This is a genomic window from Serratia sp. JKS296, from assembly GCF_900215445.1.
GTDB lineage: Bacteria > Pseudomonadota > Gammaproteobacteria > Enterobacterales > Enterobacteriaceae > Serratia > Serratia marcescens.
Genome location: NZ_OCMX01000001.1, coordinates 1,559,498 through 1,580,244, shown reverse-complemented (window position 1 = coordinate 1,580,244; position 20,747 = coordinate 1,559,498). Strand labels below are relative to the sequence as shown.

17 protein-coding genes, 1 tRNA gene and 2 other RNA genes are annotated in these 20,747 nt (G+C 59.3%); 12 read left to right on the top strand and 8 right to left on the bottom strand.

Annotated elements, in window-relative coordinates; all coding sequences use genetic code 11:
• Positions 1-282: 282 nt before the first annotated feature.
• The 5 genes from CRO23_RS07480 to yejF all read left to right on the top strand — a co-directional run bounded on the left by CRO23_RS07480 (position 283) and on the right by yejF (position 7,502).
• Positions 283-1,869 carry a cyclic di-GMP phosphodiesterase gene (locus CRO23_RS07480; RefSeq protein ID WP_016926975.1) on the top strand — a complete coding sequence of 529 codons (1,587 nt, stop codon included), beginning with the start codon at positions 283-285 and terminating at the stop codon, positions 1,867-1,869.
• Positions 1,870-1,958: 89 nt separating this feature from the next.
• On the top strand, positions 1,959-3,767 hold the full coding sequence (locus CRO23_RS07475) for an extracellular solute-binding protein (RefSeq protein WP_097101649.1): 1,809 nt from the start codon (positions 1,959-1,961) through the stop codon (positions 3,765-3,767).
• A gap of 9 nt (positions 3,768-3,776) precedes the next feature.
• Positions 3,777-4,868, top strand: a complete 1,092-nt coding sequence (locus CRO23_RS07470) for a microcin C ABC transporter permease YejB (RefSeq protein ID WP_016926973.1) — start codon at positions 3,777-3,779, stop codon at positions 4,866-4,868.
• Complete coding sequence (locus tag CRO23_RS07465) at positions 4,865-5,890, top strand: ABC transporter permease (RefSeq protein WP_015378535.1); 1,026 nt, start codon at positions 4,865-4,867, stop codon at positions 5,888-5,890. Before CRO23_RS07470 ends, CRO23_RS07465 begins: the two co-directional genes overlap by 4 nt.
• A 1-nt stretch (position 5,891) precedes the next feature.
• A complete protein-coding gene (gene yejF, locus CRO23_RS07460; protein ID WP_097101647.1) occupies positions 5,892-7,502 on the top strand; it encodes a microcin C ABC transporter ATP-binding protein YejF in 1,611 nt (536 codons plus the stop codon).
• An 8-nt stretch (positions 7,503-7,510) separates the two neighbouring features.
• Here the strand turns inward: yejF and CRO23_RS07455 are convergent, their stop codons facing one another.
• The 3 genes from CRO23_RS07455 to rsuA form a co-directional block, all read right to left on the bottom strand.
• Entirely contained in the window at positions 7,511-7,855 is a 345-nt protein-coding gene (locus tag CRO23_RS07455; RefSeq protein WP_004935763.1) for a YejG family protein, read from the bottom strand.
• Positions 7,856-8,449: 594 nt separating this feature from the next.
• Positions 8,450-9,646, bottom strand: coding sequence for a Bcr/CflA family multidrug efflux MFS transporter (locus CRO23_RS07450; protein WP_015378537.1), 1,197 nt, complete (start codon positions 9,644-9,646; stop codon positions 8,450-8,452).
• A 41-nt stretch (positions 9,647-9,687) separates the two neighbouring features.
• Positions 9,688-10,401: a 16S rRNA pseudouridine(516) synthase RsuA gene (gene rsuA / locus CRO23_RS07445; RefSeq protein ID WP_016926969.1), complete on the bottom strand. Its 714-nt coding sequence runs from the start codon at positions 10,399-10,401 to the stop codon at positions 9,688-9,690.
• Positions 10,402-10,720: 319 nt separating this feature from the next.
• On the opposite strand from rsuA, the gene CRO23_RS07440 reads away from it, so the two are divergent.
• Together CRO23_RS07440 and rplY are read left to right on the top strand one after the other, a co-directional pair.
• Positions 10,721-12,478, top strand: a complete 1,758-nt coding sequence (locus tag CRO23_RS07440; protein WP_049300470.1) for a DEAD/DEAH box helicase — start codon at positions 10,721-10,723, stop codon at positions 12,476-12,478.
• Positions 12,479-12,640: 162 nt separating this feature from the next.
• Complete coding sequence (rplY, locus tag CRO23_RS07435; RefSeq protein WP_004935776.1) at positions 12,641-12,925, top strand: 50S ribosomal protein L25; 285 nt, start codon at positions 12,641-12,643, stop codon at positions 12,923-12,925.
• An 84-nt stretch (positions 12,926-13,009) separates the two neighbouring features.
• On the opposite strand, the gene yejK is transcribed toward rplY, so the two are convergent.
• Positions 13,010-14,017, bottom strand: a complete 1,008-nt coding sequence (yejK, locus tag CRO23_RS07430) for a nucleoid-associated protein YejK (protein WP_004935779.1) — start codon at positions 14,015-14,017, stop codon at positions 13,010-13,012.
• 211 nt (positions 14,018-14,228) lie between these two features.
• On the opposite strand from yejK, the gene CRO23_RS07425 reads away from it, so the two are divergent.
• The 5 genes from CRO23_RS07425 to CRO23_RS07405 all read left to right on the top strand — a co-directional run bounded on the left by CRO23_RS07425 (position 14,229) and on the right by CRO23_RS07405 (position 16,731).
• Complete coding sequence (locus tag CRO23_RS07425) at positions 14,229-14,456, top strand: YejL family protein (RefSeq protein WP_004935782.1); 228 nt, start codon at positions 14,229-14,231, stop codon at positions 14,454-14,456.
• 9 nt (positions 14,457-14,465) lie between these two features.
• Positions 14,466-16,247 (top strand): LPS biosynthesis-modulating metalloenzyme YejM, encoded by a 1,782-nt coding sequence (gene yejM / locus CRO23_RS07420; RefSeq protein ID WP_016926966.1) that lies wholly within the window; start codon positions 14,466-14,468, stop codon positions 16,245-16,247.
• Between the two features lie 78 nt (positions 16,248-16,325).
• Positions 16,326-16,402: transfer RNA gene (locus tag CRO23_RS07415), tRNA-Pro, on the top strand.
• A 34-nt stretch (positions 16,403-16,436) separates the two neighbouring features.
• Positions 16,437-16,566: non-coding RNA, RtT sRNA (locus CRO23_RS07410), on the top strand.
• 35 nt (positions 16,567-16,601) lie between these two features.
• A non-coding RNA gene (locus CRO23_RS07405) (RtT sRNA) lies at positions 16,602-16,731 on the top strand.
• Between the two features lie 139 nt (positions 16,732-16,870).
• On the opposite strand, the gene maiA is transcribed toward CRO23_RS07405, so the two are convergent.
• Genes maiA through mhbT form a run of 4 tightly spaced genes read right to left on the bottom strand, consistent with a single transcriptional unit; the run spans position 16,871 to position 20,658 of the window.
• Positions 16,871-17,515 (bottom strand): maleylacetoacetate isomerase, encoded by a 645-nt coding sequence (gene maiA / locus CRO23_RS07400; RefSeq protein ID WP_028127735.1) that lies wholly within the window; start codon positions 17,513-17,515, stop codon positions 16,871-16,873.
• A gap of 20 nt (positions 17,516-17,535) precedes the next feature.
• Positions 17,536-18,237: a fumarylacetoacetate hydrolase family protein gene (locus CRO23_RS07395; RefSeq protein ID WP_025303616.1), complete on the bottom strand. Its 702-nt coding sequence runs from the start codon at positions 18,235-18,237 to the stop codon at positions 17,536-17,538.
• A gap of 15 nt (positions 18,238-18,252) precedes the next feature.
• Positions 18,253-19,290, bottom strand: a complete 1,038-nt coding sequence (gene gtdA / locus CRO23_RS07390; protein WP_097101645.1) for a gentisate 1,2-dioxygenase — start codon at positions 19,288-19,290, stop codon at positions 18,253-18,255.
• 18 nt (positions 19,291-19,308) lie between these two features.
• Positions 19,309-20,658, bottom strand: coding sequence for a 3-hydroxybenzoate transporter MhbT (gene mhbT / locus CRO23_RS07385; RefSeq protein ID WP_097101643.1), 1,350 nt, complete (start codon positions 20,656-20,658; stop codon positions 19,309-19,311).
• Between the last annotated feature and the right edge of the window lie 89 nt (positions 20,659-20,747).

Genomic DNA, 20,747 nt, shown 5'->3' with positions numbered 1-20,747 from the left:
ACACTGCCGCACGTCGTTATTTTGATAAACTGTTGGCAGGAAATCGCGCCGTCGAGGAAAAACTCGCCTATTATCGTCAGATGACGGCAACGGCGCCCCGGCGTTATTTAAAACGTTTCCGCTGATATTATGCGCATGATATTTCTGTCGGCGACGCCGCATATTTAAACGGCGCCGCCGGTTGGTACGGGATAAAAAGGCAAAAATGAAAAAAAAGCCGCTGGCACAATCCATTAACTGGCTGCGCGACACGCCTGACGCCCTGTTGCAGAGGGCTCGGTTATGGGCTTGAAAAGAGCTTTCGCCCGCAGCGTGTCTCACCGACAACGCAGCCTGGCCAAAAGCGGTGTCGCCGCCCTGGTATTTTTTACGCTATTCACCGCGGTCACGCTTTCTTTGATCAATCACCAGCGCACGCAATATCAACATAAGGTCGAAGCGCGCACGCAAAAGTTCACGCTGGGTTATATCTCGCATCTGACGGCGGTGATGCGGCAAATGATGCCGCTGCTGGACAAGCCTTGCCTCTCCAGCCAGTCGGACATTACCTACCAGGCGGCCTTTACCAGCGGCGTGCGCACCTTCCTGTTGGTGAAGGACGGTTACGCCTATTGCTCCTCCGCCACGGGCGACATGATGTTGCCGATGAAAAATATCTACCAGGATATCGACTGGGATCTGCCTCTGGATCTCAAGCTGCAGCAGGGTACGCCGATGGTGCCAAACAAACCGGCGGTTGCGGTTTGGCTGCGGCATCCCGGCGAAAAGGCCACCGGCATCCTCGCTACGCTGGACATCGATCTGATGCCCTACCTGCTGTTCACCTCGCACGACGAACAGGCGCCGGGCATCGCCATCGTGATGGGCAACCGCGCGCTGACCACTTTCAGCCCGAACCTGATGCCGGTCAATCAGCTGCCGAAGGGCAAGGCGGATAACCTGACGCTGCCCAATCTGCCGCTGACCATCCTGTTCTACAACGAGAAACTAACCCCCAACGACATTCGCCTGACGCTGCTGGGCAGCTTGGTGCTGTCATTGATGACCGGCGTACTCTGCTACTACATGCTGCTGCTGCGGCAAAGCCCGGAACGCGCGCTGCTGCGTGGCATCAAGCGCAACGAGTTCTTTATCGAATACCAGCCGGTGTTCCACACCGACAGCAACAGCATCGGCGGGCTGGAAGCGCTGATCCGCTGGCAGCATCCGATCGAGGGCCGTATTCCGCCCGATGTCTTTATCCCCTACGCCGAAAGCAACGGGCTAATCGTGCCGCTTACCCGCCACCTGTTCAGGCTGATCGCCGAAGATGTGCCACAGCTCGCCAAAGCGCTGCCACGGGGAGGTAAAGTTGGCCTCAACATTTCCCCCGCCCACCTCAGCGCGCCGTCGTTCCACCAGGACGTGTATGAACTGTTGACGCAGCTGCCGGGCGATTACTTTACGCTGGTGTTTGAAATCACCGAACGCGGCATGGTGGAAGAAGAGAGCGCGCTGGCGGAGTTTGACTGGCTGCACAAACAGGGCATCGAGATCGCAGTGGACGATTTTGGCACCGGGCACAGCGCGTTGATCTATCTTGAGCGCTTCACCATGGATTATCTGAAGATTGACCGTGGTTTCGTCAACACCATCGGCCAGGATACGGTCACCGCGCCGGTGCTGGATGCGGTGATCTCGCTGGCGAAAAAGCTGAAAATGCTGACGGTGGCCGAGGGCGTGGAAACCGCCGAGCAGATGCAGTTCCTGCAAGAGCACGGCGTCAACTTCATGCAGGGGTACTACTTCAGCAAGCCGCTGAGCATCGATGATTTCGTCGCTTACTGCAATGCTCATCAGGTCTTTGATTATCAGGAAAAAAATAGTTAATCTTTAAGCATCTTTACCCTGCGCCCGCCCGAAGAATGTTATGCTGGGCGCAGGCTGTACTTTATTCCACAGCAGGAGCTTACCGTCTGATGTCCGTGCGCATTTTCGCTGCTCTGGTGCTCTCGGCACTGAGCTTCGGTCTGCGGGCCGAAGCCCTCAACGAAAGCTACGCTTTCGCCCTTCTCGGTGAACCGAAATACGCCACCGACTTCAGCCATTTCGACTACGTCAACCCGGCGGCGCCCAAGGGCGGCGACGTACGGCTGGCGGCCATCGGCACCTACGACAACTTCAACCGCTTCGCTACCCGCGGCGTGCCCGGCGAGCGCACGATGGAGCTGTACGATACGCTGTTCACCAACTCCGACGACGAACCCGGCAGCTATTACCCGCTGATTGCCGAATCGGCCCGTTTCCCGGCCGACATGCGCTGGATGGAATTGGATATCAACGCCCGCGCCCGCTTCCAGGACGGCAGCCCGATCACCGCCGCCGACGTGGCCTTTACCTTCAATAAATTCATGGCCGAAGGCGTGCCGCAGTTTCGCTCCTATTACAAAGGCGTCACGGTCAAAGCCATTTCCCGGCTGACGGTGCGCATCGAGCTGCCTAAGGCGAACCGTGAGCAAATCCTCAGTCTGCTCAGCCTGCGCGTATTGCCGGAAAGCTTCTGGAAAAACCATAAGCTCAACGAACCGCTCAGCACCCCGCCGCTCGCCAGCGGCCCGTATAAAATCGGCGATTACCGCCTCGGCCAGTACATCATCTATCAGCGGGTGCGCGACTACTGGGCCGCCAATCTGCCGGTGAACCGCGGCCGCTACAACTTCGACAGCATTCGTTACGATTATTATCTGGACGATAAGGTATCGCTGGAAGCCTTCAAGGCCGGCGCTTACGATTTCCGCATCGAGCCGTCGCCCAAAAGCTGGGCCACCCAATATCAGGGCGGCAACTTCGCGCGCAACTACATCATCAAGCAAGACGAGACCAACCAGGCGGCGCAGAATACCCGCTGGCTGGCGTTCAATCTGCAAAAACCGCTGTTCGCCGATCGTCGGGTACGGGAAGCGATCGGCCTGGCTTTCGATTTTAACTGGATGAACAAGGCGCTGTATTACAACGCCTATCAGCGCGCCGACAGCTATTTCCAAAACACCGCCTACGCCGCCCGCGGCTACCCGGACGCCGCTGAACTGGCCTTGCTGGCACCGCTCAAGGGCCAGATACCGCCGGAGGTATTTACCAGCATCTACCAACCGCCCTCCTCCGACGGTAGCGGCAACGATCGACAAAACCTGCTGAAGGCGACCCAACTGCTGAAAGAAGCCGGTTGGGTGGTCAAAAATCAAAAGCTGGTCAACGCCAAAACCGGCCAGCCGTTCACCTTTGAACTGATGTTGCTGAGCGGCAGCAACTTCCAGTACGTGCTGCCGTTCCGCCACAACCTGCAACGGTTGGGCATCGATATGCAAATCCGCGAGATTGACGCCTCGCAGTACACCCGCCGCATGCGCGAGCGCGATTTCGACATGATGTCGACGGTGTATATGGCGATGCCGTTCCCCAGCGCCGATCTGCAAATTCTGTGGGATTCGCAGTACATTGATTCCAGCTATAACACCCCCGGCGTCAAAGATCCGGCGGTCGACAGCCTGGTCAGACAAATCGCCGCCCATCAGGGCGACGAAAAAGCCCTCTTGCCGCTCGGCCGCGCGCTGGACCGGGTGCTGACCTGGAACAACTACATGCTGCCGATGTGGTACTCCAACCACGACCGCTACGCCTATTGGGACAAATTCTCCACGCCGTCGATTCGCCCGGCCTATGCGATCGGCTTCGACAACTGGTGGTACGACGTCAACAAGGCGGCGCGCTTACCGGCTCAGCGGCAATAAGGAGTCGGAATGGCGGCCTATCTGATACGCAGACTGTTATTGGTGATCCCCACGCTGTGGGCGATCATCACCATCAACTTTTTTATCGTGCAAATCGCCCCCGGCGGTCCGGTCGATCAGGCCATCGCCGCCATCGAGCTCGGGCACGGCAGCGGGTTTGGCAGCGGCGGTGTCGGCGAAGGCCTGGGCCACGCCCGGACGGGCATCGCGGCTGGCGACGGCCAATATCGCGGTTCGCGCGGCCTGGATCCGGAGGTGATCGCCGAGATCACCCAACGTTACGGTTTCGACAAACCGCTGCACGAGCGCTACTTCACCATGCTGTGGAACTATATGCGCTTCGACTTCGGCGACAGCCTGTTTCGCGGCGCTTCGGTGATGCAACTGATCGGCCAGAGCCTGCCGGTCTCCATCACGTTGGGCCTCTGGAGCACGCTGATCATCTATCTGGTGTCGATCCCGCTCGGCATCCGCAAGGCCGTCCACAACGGCAGCGCGTTCGATACCTGGAGCAGCACGCTGATTATCATCGGCTACGCCATTCCGGCTTTTCTGTTCGCCATTCTGATGATCGTGCTGTTCGCCGGCGGCAGCTACCTGGACTGGTTCCCGCTGCGCGGCCTGGTATCGAGCAACTTCGACACCCTCTCATGGCCGGCGAAGATCGCCGACTATCTGTGGCATATCACCCTGCCGGTGCTGGCGACGGTGATCGGCGGCTTCGCCACCCTGACCATGCTGACCAAAAACGCGTTCCTCGACGAGATCCGCAAACAGTACGTCACCACCGCCCGTGCCAAAGGGCTGGACGAGAAAAAAATCTTGTACCGCCACGTGTTCCGCAACGCCATGCTGCTGGTGATCGCCGGTTTTCCAGCCACCTTTATCAGCATGTTCTTCACCGGCTCACTGCTGATTGAGGTGATGTTCTCGCTCAACGGCCTGGGGCTGCTGGGTTACGACGCCACGCTGCAGCGCGACTACCCGGTGATGTTCGGCACGCTGTATATCTTCACCCTGATCGGCCTGCTGTTGAATATCCTCAGCGATATCACCTACACCCTGGTCGATCCGCGCATTGACTTCGAGGCCCGCCAATGAGCCGCCTTAGCCCGATCAACCAGGCGCGCTGGGCGCGTTTTCGCCGCAACCGCCGCGGCTACTGGTCGCTGTGGATCTTTTTGGTGCTATTCACCCTGAGCCTGGCCGCCGATCTGATCGCCAACGACAAACCGCTGTTGGTGCGTTATGAAGGCCGGTTGTACCTGCCGTTTATGATTAGCTACAGCGAAACCGCCTTCGGCGGCGAACTGAATACCGAAGCCGACTATCAGGATCCGTTCGTGCAGCGGCAGATCGAACGGCACGGCTGGGCGGTCTGGGCACCGATCCGCTTCAGTTACGACACCATCAACTTCGCCACCGAGGTGCCCTTCCCTTCGCCGCCTTCGCGGCACAACCTGCTGGGCACCGACAGCAACGGCGGCGACGTGCTGGCCCGGGTGCTGTACGGTTTTCGCATTTCGATGCTTTTCGGCCTGGCGCTGACGCTGTTTTCCAGCCTGATCGGCGTGTGCGTCGGCGCGACGCAGGGGTATTACGGCGGGCGTTTCGATCTGTGGGGGCAACGCTTTATCGAAGTGTGGTCGGGCATGCCGACGCTGTTTCTGATCATTCTGCTGTCGAGCATCGTCCAGCCCAATTTCTGGTGGCTGCTCGGCATCACCATCCTGTTCGGCTGGATGAGCCTGGTGGGCGTGGTGCGCGCCGAATTCCTGCGCACCCGCAATTTTGACTATATCCGCGCCGCGCGCGCCATGGGCGTGCCGGATCGGGTAATCATGTCCCGCCATATGCTGCCCAACGCCATGGTGGCGACGCTGACCTTCCTGCCGTTTATCCTCTGCGGCTCGATCACCACCCTGACGTCGCTCGATTTCCTCGGTTTCGGTCTGCCGATAGGCTCGCCGTCGCTCGGCGAATTGCTGCTGCAAGGCAAAAACAATCTGCAGGCGCCGTGGCTCGGCATCACCGCCTTCCTGGTATTGGCAGTGCTGCTGTCGTTATTAATCTTTATCGGCGAAGCGGTGCGCGACGCCTTTGACCCCAGCAAGGCGCATTGATATGGCCACTCCTTTGCTCGCTATTCAGGATCTCAGCATAGCCTTCCGCCAGGGCGACACCGTCACGCCGGTGGTCAACGAACTCTCGCTGCAAATAGCGCCGGCGGAAACGCTGGCGCTGGTAGGGGAATCCGGCTCCGGCAAAAGCGTCACCGCCCTGTCGATACTGCGTCTGCTGCCTGCGCCGCCGGTGGTTTACCCTGCCGGCGATATTCTGTTCAACGGCGAGTCGTTGTTGCATGCGCCGGAAGCGGCACTGCGCAAGGTGCGCGGCAATCAGATCGCGATGATCTTTCAGGAACCGATGGTGTCGCTCAATCCGCTGCACACCATCGAGAAGCAACTGGCGGAAGTGCTGATGCTGCACCGCGGCCTGCGGCGCGAAGCCGCGCGCGCAGAGATCGTCGAATGCCTGGAGCGCGTCGGCATCCGTCAGGCCAAGAGCCGGCTGCAGGATTACCCGCATCAGCTGTCCGGCGGCGAACGCCAGCGGGTGATGATCGCCATGGCGGTGTTGACCCGCCCGAAACTGCTGATCGCCGACGAGCCCACCACCGCGCTCGACGTAACTATCCAGGCGCAGATCCTGACGCTGCTGCAAGAGCTGAAGCAAGAGATGGGCATGGGGTTGCTGTTCATCACCCATAATCTGAATATCGTGCGCCGCCTGGCGGACAACGTGGCGGTGATGCGCCAGGGGCGCTGCGTAGAGCAAAACGGCCGCGCGCAGCTGTTCAGCCGGCCGCAGCATCCCTACACGCAGCAGCTGCTGGCCGCCGAAGACGTCGGTGAGCCGCTGCCGTTGCCTGCCGCGGCCAACGCGCGCTCCGGTGACGAGCGGCCGCTGCTCAAGGTGGAAGATCTGCAGGTGCGCTTCCCCATTCGGCGTGGCCTGCTGCGCCGCACGGTGGACTATCATTATGCATTGAAATCATTGAGTTTCGAGCTGCGCGCCGGGGAAAGCGTCGGGCTGGTGGGAGAATCCGGCTCGGGTAAAAGCACCACCGGGCTTGCGCTATTGCGTCTGCTGGCCTCGCAGGGCGCCATCTGGTTCGACGGCGAACCGCTGCACCCGCTCACGATGAAACAGATGCTGCCCTACCGCAGCCGAATGCAAATCGTCTTCCAGGATCCTTATTCCGCACTGAATCCGCGCCTGAGCGTGCAGCAGATCATCGCCGAGGGGCTGGAGGTGCACCAGCGACTTAGCCCCGAGCAGCGGGAACAACGCGTGATCGAGGTGTTGCGGGAAGTCGGCCTGGATCCGCAGCTTCGCCACCGCTATCCCACCGAGTTCTCCGGCGGCCAACGCCAGCGCATCGCCATCGCGCGCGCGCTGATCCTGCAGCCGCAGCTGCTGATCCTCGACGAGCCGACCTCTTCACTGGATAAATCGGTGCAGGCGCAGATCCTGACGCTGCTGAAATCGCTGCAGCAACGCCACCGGTTGGCATATCTGTTCATCAGCCATGACCTGCAGGTGGTGCGTTCGCTATGTCACCAGGTCATCGTACTGCGACAGGGGGAAGTGGTTGAACAGGGAGACTGCCGGGCGATTTTCGCGGCGCCCGCGGCCGACTATACCCGTCAACTGCTGAAGTTGGCGGATTAGCGGCGAATTCAGAAGGGGTATTGCGCGCTGAGCGGTTCGGCGATCGCGGCACCGACGTTTTTCAGGCGGCACATGGTGGCGCTCTCGTCGCTGCGCTGCACGAACAGGCAAGGTTCCCCTTCCCATTCGACGATCGCACAGTCGACCTGAATCTCCTGCAACGACAGATTGAGCTGTTGCATGACCTGCCAGGCCTCGGCCCCTTCATGGCTGAGCAACTTCAGCCCAATCAGGTTGTTATCTTCGTCTATTCCGTTAAACGGAATCGGTTCGACCTTCACGCCGGTGAAACCGGATAGCCAACGATAACTTTGCGGCAAGCGATGCACTACCGAAAGTTGGATACTCTCCACATGAAATCCCTAGTTTGAAAAGGTGAAACACTTTTACCTGACAGGGTTACTAAGTTATAGCCGTTGACTCCCGACTCTGCCGCGCACAAATGTTATTTAAATGTAAATTTTGCCGCAAGCCATTAACCTGACCCCGTGCTTGCCGATGCCGTGCCACTTTTTGGCGCGCCGTGCGGTGTTATTTCACGGCATTTTGCGACTCAGCTCGCATTTTTGCGTTATATGTAACCCTTTCCCGCAGCGATCTCAACTCTTTTTTCTTGCAATGCGACTACTTTTTCGTCGCCATATTTTTACAATGAAGAAACATCTTACCCGTCACGTTAGCGCAGGCACTGTTGCTAATACCTTGATTTACATCAACCCTAATACAAACCCCCCGCGCTGCTCAGCCAACAGCGCGCCGCGCTACTCGGGGAATATTGGGCGGCACGCTGGCGGATTTTTTTAACAAAAAGCACACAGATGGGAAAACGGCCAATTAATTAGCTTGCGTATATTTAGCAACAAATTTTTCATTGCCGGTTGCTCCCTGAAATGGCAGGGCGCAACCCCGTGACGATGCGGAGCGACACGCCCCGCATCGGGAGAACATCAGGCTGCGCGATCGCGCGGCCGGCTGGCGTAAACATAGAACAGCACCGCCACGATGCTGCACAGCGCCATCGAGGTGACCATTGGCCAAGCGCTTTTGCCCGGCGCCATCGACAGCACCGCCCCCACCAGCGCACCGATGCTGAAGCGCAACGTGCCGGCCAGGGAAGAAGCGGTGCCCGCCATATGCGGAAAATCATCCAGGATCACCGCCATGGCGTTGGAGGAGATCATCGCGATGCACCCCAGATAGACCGCAACGCCGATCACCAGCGCCCAGAATCCCAGGCCCACGGTGCTCACCGCCATCAGCCACAGCCCCATCGCCAGCTGTACCAGCAGCCCCAGCTTGAACATCTTGACCGCACCGAAGCGCCGCACGTTGCGGCTGTTGATCAGCGTCGTCAGGAACAGGAAGACGATGTTCAGCGCAAAATAGTAACCGAAATGCTGCGGCGAAACGTGGTTCAGTTCGATGTAGACGAACGGCCCGGCGCTGAGGAACGAGAACATGCCCGCAAACGAGAAGGCGCTGGCCAACATATAACTCAGCACCCGCTTATGGCGGAACAGCGAACCGAAGTTGCCCAGCGTGGTGCGCAGGTGGAACCGTTGTCGCCGCTCTTTCGGCAACGTCTCCTTGATGAACAAGGCTACCAGCAGCGAACCGATCAGCGCCGCGGCGCCCATGGTCCAGAAGATGGCGTGCCAGCTGAACCACAGCAACAGCGCACCGCCGATCATCGGCGCCAGCAGCGGCGCAATGGTCATCACCAGAATGACGAACGACATCATGCGCGAGAACTCATCCTTGGTGAACATATCGCGCATCAGGGCGTTGATCACCACGCTGGCGGCGGCCGCCGCCAAACCGTGCAGGAAACGCAGCCCGATCAACTGATCGATAGACTGCGCCATGGCACAGGCGCAGCCGGCGATGGCGAAGATCAGCGTTCCCCACAGGATCACCGGCTTGCGGCCGATGCTGTCCGACATCGGCCCATAGAACAGCTGCCCGAAGGCGAAGCCGAGCATATAGGCGCTGAGCGTCATCTGCACGCTGCCGGACTCGACGCCAAACTGGGCGGCGATCACCGGCATGCTGGGCAGGTACATGTCGATGGCCAACGGCATCAACATGGACAACAGGCCCAGAATGAAAATCAAACCGAGATGAGAGGTTCGGTTCTGTTGCACGTTCCACGACTCCTTAATCGGCCGCAATCAATGATCGGTTATCAGTCCTGCAGGTGCGGCGCGCCCACGCTGGCGATCTCTTCTTCCGTCAATGGGCGGTATTCGCCCGGCGCCAGATCGTCATCCAGCGCGATGGCGCCGATGCGCTCACGGTGCAACGCGATCACCCGGTTGCCGACGGCGGCGAACATCCGCTTCACCTGGTGGTAGCGCCCTTCGCTGATGGTCAGGCGCACCACGTGCTCGTCGACCTGCTCCAGCGTCGCCGGCCGCGTCAGATCTTTCTCGTTGTGCAGTTGCACCCCTTCAGCGAAACGCTGCGCAGTGTCTTCCGCCAACGGGTGCTCCAGCGTGACCAAATAGGTTTTCTCGCAGTGGTGGCGCGGCGACGTGACGCGGTGCGACCATTGACCGTCGTCGGTCATCAGCACCAGCCCGGTGGTGTCGATATCCAGCCGCCCGGCGGCGTGCAGCTTGTACGCGACCGGCTCATCGAGGAAATACAGCACCGTCGGATGATCGGGATCGTCGGTAGAGCAGACGTAGCCCTGCGGTTTGTTGAGCATGAAATAGCGCGGGCCGTTCTGCTGCTGCAGCGGATTGCCGTCGAACGCCACTTCTTGCTCCGGGGTCAGTTTAATCGCCCCGCTCTTCACCACCTCACCGTCCACGGTGACGCGTTTAGCCCGAAGTTCGCGCGCGACCAGCGCACGGCTGATGCCTAACTGCTGAGATAAAAACTTGTCCAATCGCATGGGATCTGCTTTGCCTGTCGTTGTTATGATCGCATTGATCGTATTGCCAAAATATGACGCCCGCCGTTGCACCAGGTGCAAATAGCAGGTTCAGGGGGGAAATCGCGTGGGGGAACAGCGATTGCTGTCACACAAGTATAGCGACACTACGCGTTGCCCGACAGAGGTAATTTTCACGCTTCTCGCACCGCGCGTGCGCAGAAGGCATAATAGTAGAAATTTTTCGGCCGCCCGGGGCGTAAAATGTCGCTGTTTCTGTGGGAACGGAGGCGACAAGATCTGTACCCGGCGGCCCATTCCACTCTACGGCGTTCATTTTATGGCCTTTACCCTACGCCCCTACCAACTGGAAGCGGTCGAAGCCACCATCAACCATTTCCGGCAGCGTCCCGAACCGGCGCTGATCGTGCTGCCGACCGGCGCCGGCAAAAGCCTGGTGATCGCCGAACTGGCGAAGCGCGCCCGTGGGCGGGTGCTGGTGTTGGCGCACGTCAAGGAACTGGTGGCGCAAAACCACGCCAAATACTGCGCCTACGGCCTGGAGGCGGACATCTTCGCCGCCGGCCTGCAACAAAAAGAAAGCGCCGGCAAAGTGGTGTTCGGCAGCGTGCAGTCGGTGGCGCGCAACCTGCCGCTGTTCAACGGCGCCTTTTCGCTGCTGATCGTCGACGAATGCCACCGCATCAGCGATGACGACGACAGCCAGTACCAACAAATCATCCAGCATTTGCAGAAAACCAACCCGCAGCTGCGGCTGCTGGGGTTGACCGCCACGCCCTATCGTCTGGGCAAGGGCTGGATTTACCAGTATCACTACCACGGTTTCACCCGTGGCGACGGCGCCAGCCTGTTTCGCGACTGCATCTATGAGCTGCCGCTGCGCTATATGATTAAGAACGGCTTCCTGGTGCCGCCTGAGCGGCTGGACATGCCGATTGTGCAGTACGATTTCAGCCGGCTGGAGGCCAGAAGCAACGGCCTGTTCAGCGAAGCGGATCTGAACCGCGAGCTGAAGCGGCAAAACCGCGTCACGCCGCACATCATCAGCCAGATTGTGGAATACGCAGAGGATCGCAAAGGCGTGATGATCTTCGCCGCCACCGTCGAACACGCCCGCGAAATCCACGGCCTGCTGCCGAACGGCGAAGCCGCGCTGGTCAGCGCCGAAACGCCACCCGCCGAGCGCGATGCGCTGATCGAGGCGTTCAAACAGCAGCGGCTGCGCTATCTGGTCAACGTCGCGGTATTGACCACCGGTTTCGACGCGCCGCACGTCGATCTGATCGCGATCCTGCGCCCGACCGAGTCCGTCAGTCTGTATCAGCAGATCGTCGGCCGCGGGCTGCGGCTGGCGCCCGGCAAGGAAGATTGTCTGATCCTCGACTACGCCGGCAACCCGCACGATCTGTTTACGCCGGAGGTCGGCGTCAGCAAGCCGCACGGCGACAGCCAGCCGGTGCAGGTGTTCTGCCCGGCCTGCGGCTTCGCCAATCTGTTCTGGGGCAAGTGCACCGAGAACGGCGACATTATCGAGCACTACGGCCGCCGCTGCCAGGGGTGGCTGGAAGACGACGACGGCCACCGCGAACAGTGCGATTACCGCTTCCGGTTCAAGAGCTGCCCGCACTGCGGCGCGGAGAACGACATCGCCGCACGCCGCTGCCATCAGTGTCAGGAGGTGCTGGTCGATCCCGACGACATGCTGAAGGCGGCGCTGAAGCTGAAAGACGCGCTGGTGCTGCGCTGCGGCGGCATGGAGCTGCAGAGCGGCCGCGATGACAAGGGCGAATGGCTGAAGGCCACCTATTACGACGAGGACGGCACCAGCACCAGCGAGCGTTTCCGTCTGCAGACGCCGGCGCAGCGCAAAGCGTTCGAGATGCTGTTCCTGCGCCCGCACCAGCGCGCGCCGGGCGTGCCGTTCGCCTGGCACACCGCCGCCGACGTGCTGGCGCAACAGCAGGCGCTGCGCCATCCGGATTTCGTGGTGGCGCGCAAACGCGGCCAGTTTTGGCAGGTGCGCGAGAAAGTGTTCGATTATCAAGGCCGTTTCCGCCGCGCCAATCAGTTGGCCTGAGCGAACGGCCCTCAATCTGGGCAGGTTTTCGTTGCCCTGCGGGCGGCTTTCCGTTAAAATGCCGCGCGCTTTACCTGGGCCTGCCCAGCGTTAAAGCGGAATTCCGAACTTGCTACTTGGGTCGCCTGTAGCAGGGTAAATTTTCTTTTAAGAGAAAAAACAATGTTCACTATCAATGCAGAAGTACGTAAAGACCAGGGTAAAGGTGCGAGCCGCCGCCTGCGTGCAGCAAACAAATTCCCAGCTATCGTTTACGGTGGCAAAGAAGCTGCAGTTTCCATCGAATTGGACCATGATTCTGTTAAGAACATGGAAGCTAAACCAGAATTCTACAGCGAAGCAGTAACTCTGGTTATCGACGGTAAAGAAACCAAAGTTAAGGTTCAGGCTGTACAGCGTCACCCGTTCAAGCCAAAACTGGCTCACATCGACTTCGTTCGCGTTTAATCGCTACGTTTTCGAACCTTTCGGGACGCCGAAATAAAGAACGCCGCAATTGCGGCGTTTTTTATTGTCTGCGATTCGGCACGCTTACTTGCCGCTGCCGGTCCGGCGTTGCAGCTGATCGCGCAGGTTCGGCGGCGTGCCTCTGATGGTCAGCGTGTCGGTGGCCGCATCCCAGAAAATGCGCTCGCCCAGCAGCATGGCGTCGAAATTCAGGCTGATGCCGCCGCCGCTGCCGGCAAATTTGGTCAGCTGGCGCAGCGTGCCGCGATCCGCCGGGAAGCTTTCCTCCAACTCATACCCTTGCTCGCTGGAGAACTGCATGAAGTCTTTCTCGCCGACCGGCGACAGCTCCTGCGACAGGGCCTGCAGTTCAATCTCTTCGCCCGCCTGCAGCTGTTCGTTGCAGTAGCTGTACACCTGTTGGCGCACCGACTGGCGCTCGTTCTTGTCCAACTGCGCATCGGCGCAGTAGTCGTCCACCGCCTGCAGCAGCCCACGGTTTTGCGCCTTGGTGTCCAACCCTTCGGACGCCGCCAGGAAATCCATGAAGAAGTCGGCGACCTTGCGGCCTACGCGCCCGCGCAGGAAGGTCAGATAGCGGGTCGATTCCGGGTTGGTTTCCCATTCGGTCAGATCGATGCGCGCGACGATATCGGCGTTGTTGATGTCCAGATAGTGCGTGGTGTTGATATCCAGCTCTTCGTTGACGCGCATGCTGTTACGGCTATTCAGCACCGCGATCAGCAAGTACTCCACCGCCAGATAACGGTATTGGCCGAACAGCACCACGCCGCCTTCGGCAAACGGATACTTCGCCAGTTCGTCGCGCAGGCGGCCGGTCGCCGCGCGGCTGAAGGCCAGAAAGTCCTTATCGTCCTTGCGGCAAGTGCGCAGCGCTTCCGCCAGCTCGCTGCCTTCGTTGAACAGGCCCAAGGCCTTGCTCTTGGCGCTGTAGACGCGATGCAGTTCCGTCATCATTTCTTCCACCGCCGCGTTGGTGGGAAGCAAGGTATCGCGCAACACCACGTCCAGCGTTTGCTCGTCGCGTTTCACCAATTGGTGCAGAGCGATCTGGTCGATATCCAGACTCATGATAAATCCTCCTGTTCTTTAGGCGCGTATTCAAACACTGAAGACCCCGCCCTGCAATACTAAAAAGCCGCGGCAAACCGGAAAGGCGCTGCGAGGAGCAGCCCCGCCACGGGCGCCCCCTTCCCCAAATGACAGGAAGTGATAAAAGAGCGGAAAATCACTGCCCTATACGGTAAGATAGGGCACTTTGCAGATTACTAAGCGCAATTTTATGCCACAATCATCCCGTTACAGTGACGAACACGTTGAACAACTGCTCTCAGAGCTGGTCAATGTTCTGGAAAAACACCATACCCCCACCGATCTTTCCCTGATGGTGCTGGGCAACATGGTCACTAATTTGATCAACACCAGCGTTGCCCCCGCGCAGCGGAAAACCCTGGCAAGATCGTTCGCGGAAGCCCTGCAGGCTTCTGTCCGTGAAGATAAAGCACATTAATATTGACTTATGGTGACAAACCGTCAGCGTTATCGTGAAAAAGTCTCCCAGATGATCAGCTGGGGGCACTGGTTCGCCTTATTCAACATCCTGCTCGCCCTTGGGCTGGGCAGCCGCTACCTGTTTGTCACCGACTGGCCCGCATCCCTGCTGGGCCGGGTCTATGCCTTTGTCAGCCTGCTGGGGCATTTCAGCTTTATCGTGTTCGCCGGCTATTTGCTGGTGATCTTCCCGCTCACCTTCGTGGTGATGTCGCAGCGGCTGCTGCGATTTATTTCCGCCGCGCTGGCCACCATCGGGCTCACGCTGTTGCTGGTCGACAGCGAAGTGTTCTCCCATTTCCACCTGCACCTCAATCCGGTGGTATGGGATCTGGTGGTCAACCCGGATCAAAGCGAACTGTCGCGTGACTGGCAGCTGATGTTTATCTGCGTGCCGGTGATCTTCCTGGTGGAGATGCTGTTCGGCACCTGGAGCTGGCAGAAGCTGCGCAGCCTGAACCGCCGCCGCTTCGGCAAGCCGCTGGCGGCGCTGTTTATCAGCGCCTTTTTCGCGTCGCACCTGATTTATATCTGGGCCGACGCCAACTTCTATCGCCCGATCACCATGCAGCGGGCCAACCTGCCGCTCTCGTACCCGATGACCGCGCGCAAGTTCCTCGAAAAACACGGCCTGCTCGACCAGCAAGAGTATGAGCGCCGTCTGGTGCAACAGGGCAACCCGGAAGCAGTGTCGGTGGAGTATCCGCTCAGCGATCTCAGCTACGGCGATAAAGGCAGCGGCTATAACCTGCTGATGATCGTAGTGGACGGCATTCGCGCCAAAGACGTGGCGCAGGACATGCCAACCCTGACCCGCTTCGCCCAGGAAAACGTGCGTTTCAGCGATCATTACAGTTCGGGCAACCATGCCGATACCGGGCTGTTCGGCCTGTTCTACGGCATTTCCCCGACCTATCTGGACAGCGTGCTCGCCGGCCGCAAGCCGTCAGCACTGATCAATGCGCTCGGCGATCGGGGCTACCAGCTGGGGCTGTTCTCCTCCGATGGCTTCAATGCCAGCCTGTACCGCCAGGCCCTGTTGACCGACTTCTCGCTGCCGACGCCGGCGCCGCAAAGCGACGCCCAGACCACCCAGCAATGGCAGCGTTGGCTGGCAGACCAGGGTAGCAAAGAGCCGTGGTTCTCCTATATCAACTTCAGCGGCGCCGAGCCGACCGAAGGCGACAAAAAACCGGTCCCGGCCGACTTTATTCGGCGCTATCGCGCCGGCGCACAAGATGTGGATACCCAGATAGCCCAGGTGCTGGACACGCTGAAACAGCGCGGCCTGCTGGATAAAACCGTGGTGGTAATCACCGCCGAGCACGGCGTCGAGTTCAACGACAGCGGCAAAGGCCAATGGGGCGCCGGCACCGCCTTCAACCAGGCGCAGCTACAGGTGCCGTTGGTGATCCACTGGCCGGGCACCCCGGCGCAGACCATCAGCAAGCTGACCGGCCATAACGACGTCATGCGCACCTTGATGCAACGCCTGTTGCACGTGAAAACCGCGCCGAAAGACTATTCGCAAGGCGAGGATCTGTTCACCGCCCAGCGCCGCAACAACTGGATCGCCACCGGCGATGGCAACCAGCTGGTGATAACCACGCCGACACAAACGCTGATGCTGGACAACAGCGGTAACTATCGCGTCTACGATCAGAACGGCGAAGAGATAAAGGACGAGAAACCGCAGCTTGCTCTGCTGTTGCAGGTGTTGACCGATGTAAAACGCTTTATCGCCAACTAACTGCTTAAAACTAAAGCAATCAAGTGGCGAGGCGCTTGCATTAACATCGGGAATCGGTAGTATGATTTTTCATAGCGTCGGCATGTAGCGCAGCCTGGTAGCGCACCGTCATGGGGTGTCGGGGGTCGGAGGTTCGAATCCTCTCATGCCGACCAAATTTAAGAAAACCTGCTGTAACAGCAGGTTTTTTTTCGTCTGCACGTCGAGAGGATGAGAATCTCCGAAGGAGGTTTGAGCCGAACGTAGTGAGACCACGTTGCTTTAGCAACGGCCCGCAGGGCAAGCATCGAAGATGCGCATAATCCTCTCATGCCGACCAAATTTAAGAAAACCTGCTGTAACAGCAGGTTTTTTTTTCGTCTGCACGTCGAGAGGATGAGAATCTCCGAAGGAGGTTTGAGCCGAACGTAGTGAGACCACGTTGCTTTAGCAACGGCCCGCAGGGCAAGCATCGAAGATGCGCATAATCCTCTCATGCCGACCAAATTTAAGAAAACCTGCTGTAACAGCAGGTTTTTTTTCGTCTGCACGTCGAGAGGATGAGGGCGCAGCCGGTGCGCCACTGTCTCCCCCAACGATCATTGCGCGCCTCGCTTTCGCGACGGCCTTTCGCCTTATCAAGCTCAGGCTGAAATTTTGTCTTGTTGGTTTTCGGGCGCCGCGGCGATGAACGCCGGGAGCTGAGTACAGGCGTCGTAAACCGCCTTACAGCGCGGATACCCGCTCAGATCGCACCCCATCCGCAGGGCATTCGCCCACTGAGGGATCAGGCAGCAATCCGCCAACGTCGGGGTATCGCCAACGCAGAAGGGTCCTGGCGGCCTCTGGAGCAACAGCTGTTCTACGGCGCTCAGCCCTTGGCGGATCCAGTGCGCATACCAGCGTTTTTTCTCTTCATCGCCCACCTTCAGCTCTTCACTCAGGTAGCGTAACACCCGTAAGTTATTGACCGGGTGAATATCACAGGCAATGACATAGACGATTTCCAGTACCCGGCTGCGCGCCGGATCGGCCGCCGGCAACAGCGGCGACTGAGGGAAATGGCGATCCAGCCAGTCGGTAATCGCCAGCGACTGGCTGAGAGACTCGCCGTCGTCCGTGAGCAGCGTCGGCACCAGCCCGACCGGGTTCATGCGCCGATAAGCCAGCTCATTCTGCTGCCCGATGCGAATATTGACCCCCACCGTCTGGTAATGGAGGCCTTTCAGCGCCAGCGCAATGCGCACGCGATAGGAGGCTGAGCTATTAAAAAAACTGTACAGCTTCATCATTCACCTCTGAATCGGCCTCAGACAATCTTCACGGCGATAGGGGTTAGCCCCTCTACATTGCCGGTAATCACATCGCCTTTCACCACCGCGCCTACCCCTTCCGGCGTGCCGGTAAAAATCAGATCGCCGGGCTGCAGCTCAAAAAAGCCGGACAGATAGCTGATGGTTTCATTCACCGACCAGATCAGATGGCGGATATCGCTGCGCTGGCGATCGCTGCCGTTGACCTGCAGCCAGATAGGCGCGTTGTTCACGTCTGCGCTGTCGCCGGCTTTATGCAATGGCGCGATGGGCGCAGAAAGATCGAACGACTTGCCGATTTCCCATGGGCGCCCCATCTGACGCATGTCCATCTGCCGATCGCGGCGGGTCATGTCCAGGCCTGTGGCATATCCCCAAATGTATTCATGCGCCTTTTCCAGCGGAATATCGCTCCCCCGTTTACCAATCGCCACCACCAGTTCGATTTCGTAGTGGTAGTTGTCGGTTTGCGACGGATACGGCAACGCCAGCGTTTCGCCGGCCGCCACCGGCACCACCGCATCGGCAGGCTTGCAGAAGAAAAACGGCGGCTCACGATCCGGGTCAAAGCCCATTTCGCGGGCATGCGCGGCATAGTTGCGCCCGACGCAGTAGACACGGCGCACGGGAAACTGTTTATCACTCCCCACGACAGGAACCGTCACGGGGGCTTGCGGTGCAAATACGTATTGCGTCATTTTGTCTCTCCCAAATTAATAACGTGCTTCACGGAACAGTCCCAGGGCTTCCTGAACCGGCCGGTCCGAAAAACTGAATAACACGGTGTCTTCGTCCACCTGGAACGACACGTCGAACCAGGTCGGCGCCACGAAGATATCTTTTGCCGAAAAGTGAAGGGTTTCGCTGCCGATGCTGACCTGACCGCGCCCTTCCACCACGTGATAAATGGTGCTGTCCGTGGTTCGCGCTTTCCGTGAGGAAAAGCCTTTCGGCAGCAGCTGCAGGAAGGCGCCCATCGAGGGCATGGGGTAGCCGCCGGTCACCGGGTTGGCGTAGCGCATCTTGTACCCTTCCCATTCGTCGGCGTCCCCCATGCGGGTGAGGTCATGCAGCGCTTCCCGGCTGCGATCGTAGCGGTAGTTGAAAATGGGCGATGAGTTGCCTTTCTGGTGGCGCAGCGGCAGCATATTGGCCGCATAGCGCGGTAAATAATCCCCCTCCTGGCGCGTCACGGGCTGCTGCTCTTGCGGATAGTCTTCCGCGAAACCGCAACCCAGCAGGTTCACCAGCGGCAAATCCAGCCCGTCCAGCCATACCACCGGCTCCTCGCCGGGATTACCGTGATCGTGCCAGCGCCACTGCGGCGTCAAAATGAAGTCGCCTTCATGCATTTGCGTACGTTCACCGTCAACGGCGGTAAATGCCCCTTTCCCTTCGACGATAAACCGCAATGCCGACTGATTATGGCGATGGCTCGGCGCGACTTCGCCCGGCATGATCAACTGCAATCCGGCATACAGCGTCGGGGTAATGGAGGACTGTCCGCGCAGCATCGGGTTTTCCAGCACCAGCACGCGGCGAACCGCCTCTTTGGCGCCAATCAACTCGCCGCTGGCCAGCAGATGCGGGCGAATCGCCTGATAGTTCCAGTAAGCCGGGGCGCAGTTTGCACTCGGCGTCGGCGGCACCAAATGGTGCAGCGACTCCCACAATGGGGTCAGGTTCTGCCCTGAAATATGCCGGTAGAACTGCTGGCGGCTGGGATTAACATCCTGATTGCGTTCAGGCATAGGGATTCTCCTTTTCATTCACGACGCTGCGCGAGGCAACGTATCAGGGGCTGGGGCAGACTGGCGAACGACAGCCGTCAGCAGCATTAACATCACCGTACTGATCGCCGCCGGCACGGCAATAATGAAAAATAGCGTATCGAATGAGAAATTCATCGCCATCATCACGCCGCCGGCAAGCGAGCCGACAATCGCGCCGCAGCGGCCAATGGCATTGGACCAGCTGACGCCGGTCGCCCGGCTTTGCGTCGGATAGAGCGTGGCGGTCAAGGCATTCAGCCCAACCTGCGAACCGCTGATGCCGATGCCGGTGCCGAAGATCGCCAGCGCCATCGGCCATAGGCCGTTCTCGCTCAGGCCAATCATGGCGATACAGACGGCGCCTAAGGCGTAGCTCACCGCCAAGACCCGGAAGGGATTGTATTTGTCCATCAACGCGCCCAGCCCCAGCGCCCCCACCGTGCCCCCCATCTGGAAAGCGGCGGTCACCCAGGAGGCATGCTGCAGATCAATACCGCGGTGGTTAAGCAGCGTCGGCAACCAACTGGAGAGCAGGTAGATGATCAGCATGCTCATAAAAAAAACCGCCCAGAGCATGAGGGTGATACGCAACTGGCGGCCGGCAAACAGCGGGCTGATGCTGCCTTTGGCCGCCGTGGCGGCTTCGCTCAGATAAAAATGGGTTTCTTCATCGCACTCTCGGGTGATGGCGCTGACCGTTTTGGCAACCACCTTGTGCGGCAGTTGGCGGCGAACCTGCCAGCGCGGGGATTCCGGCAGGGCAAACAGCAGCACCACAAAGAGCATCAGCGGCAAAACGCCACCGAGCACCAAAATGCCGTGCCACCCCATCACCGGCACCAGTTGGGCGCTGACGATCCCGCCCAGGGCTGAACCGAGCGTGAAACCGCAGAACATCAGCGTGACCAGCGCGCCACGGCGGCGAGCGGGCAGATATTCAGAGGTCATCGTGATGGTGTTCGGCATCGCGCCCCCCAACCCCAGGCCGGTGAGAAAACGCAAAACGACCAGCGTTGACAGATCGGGGGAGAAGGCCGAAATCAGGCTCAGCGCGCCAAACAGCGCCACGCAAAGCTCGATGACACGCTTGCGGCCAAAGCGATCAGCAAGCGGGCCGCAAAGCAGTGCACCCGCTGTCAACCCCAGCAGCCCCGCGCCAAACAGCGGCGCCAGTTCACCGGCGGTCAGTTGCCACTGGGCGCGGATGTCGGGTGCGATGAAACCAATGGCGGCGGTGTCAAAACCATCCAGCATCACCACCAAAAAGCAGCAGATGATAACGCGCCACTGCGTCTTACCGATGGGAGCAGCATCGATCAGAGCTTGTAAATCACGCCATTGAGTCATAGTGAGCGCCTCGGTGCGGGTAGGGAGATGTCTGTCTTGTTTTAGGTATGTTACGAATTTGTATCCTTAGCGATAAAATGTACAATGGC

Coding starts and splice junctions, on each gene's coding strand:
- CRO23_RS07480 (WP_016926975.1), top strand. CDS start 283: ATGGGCTTGAAAAGAGCTTTCGCCCGCAGCGTGTCTCACCGACAACGC.
- CRO23_RS07475 (WP_097101649.1), top strand. CDS start 1,959: ATGTCCGTGCGCATTTTCGCTGCTCTGGTGCTCTCGGCACTGAGCTTC.
- CRO23_RS07470 (WP_016926973.1), top strand. CDS start 3,777: ATGGCGGCCTATCTGATACGCAGACTGTTATTGGTGATCCCCACGCTG.
- CRO23_RS07465 (WP_015378535.1), top strand. CDS start 4,865: ATGAGCCGCCTTAGCCCGATCAACCAGGCGCGCTGGGCGCGTTTTCGC.
- yejF (WP_097101647.1), top strand. CDS start 5,892: ATGGCCACTCCTTTGCTCGCTATTCAGGATCTCAGCATAGCCTTCCGC.
- rsuA (WP_016926969.1), bottom strand. CDS start 10,401: ATGCGATTGGACAAGTTTTTATCTCAGCAGTTAGGCATCAGCCGTGCG.
- CRO23_RS07440 (WP_049300470.1), top strand. CDS start 10,721: ATGGCCTTTACCCTACGCCCCTACCAACTGGAAGCGGTCGAAGCCACC.
- rplY (WP_004935776.1), top strand. CDS start 12,641: ATGTTCACTATCAATGCAGAAGTACGTAAAGACCAGGGTAAAGGTGCG.
- yejK (WP_004935779.1), bottom strand. CDS start 14,017: ATGAGTCTGGATATCGACCAGATCGCTCTGCACCAATTGGTGAAACGC.
- CRO23_RS07425 (WP_004935782.1), top strand. CDS start 14,229: ATGCCACAATCATCCCGTTACAGTGACGAACACGTTGAACAACTGCTC.
- yejM (WP_016926966.1), top strand. CDS start 14,466: ATGGTGACAAACCGTCAGCGTTATCGTGAAAAAGTCTCCCAGATGATC.
- maiA (WP_028127735.1), bottom strand. CDS start 17,515: ATGAAGCTGTACAGTTTTTTTAATAGCTCAGCCTCCTATCGCGTGCGC.
- CRO23_RS07395 (WP_025303616.1), bottom strand. CDS start 18,237: ATGACGCAATACGTATTTGCACCGCAAGCCCCCGTGACGGTTCCTGTC.
- gtdA (WP_097101645.1), bottom strand. CDS start 19,290: ATGCCTGAACGCAATCAGGATGTTAATCCCAGCCGCCAGCAGTTCTAC.
- mhbT (WP_097101643.1), bottom strand. CDS start 20,658: ATGACTCAATGGCGTGATTTACAAGCTCTGATCGATGCTGCTCCCATC.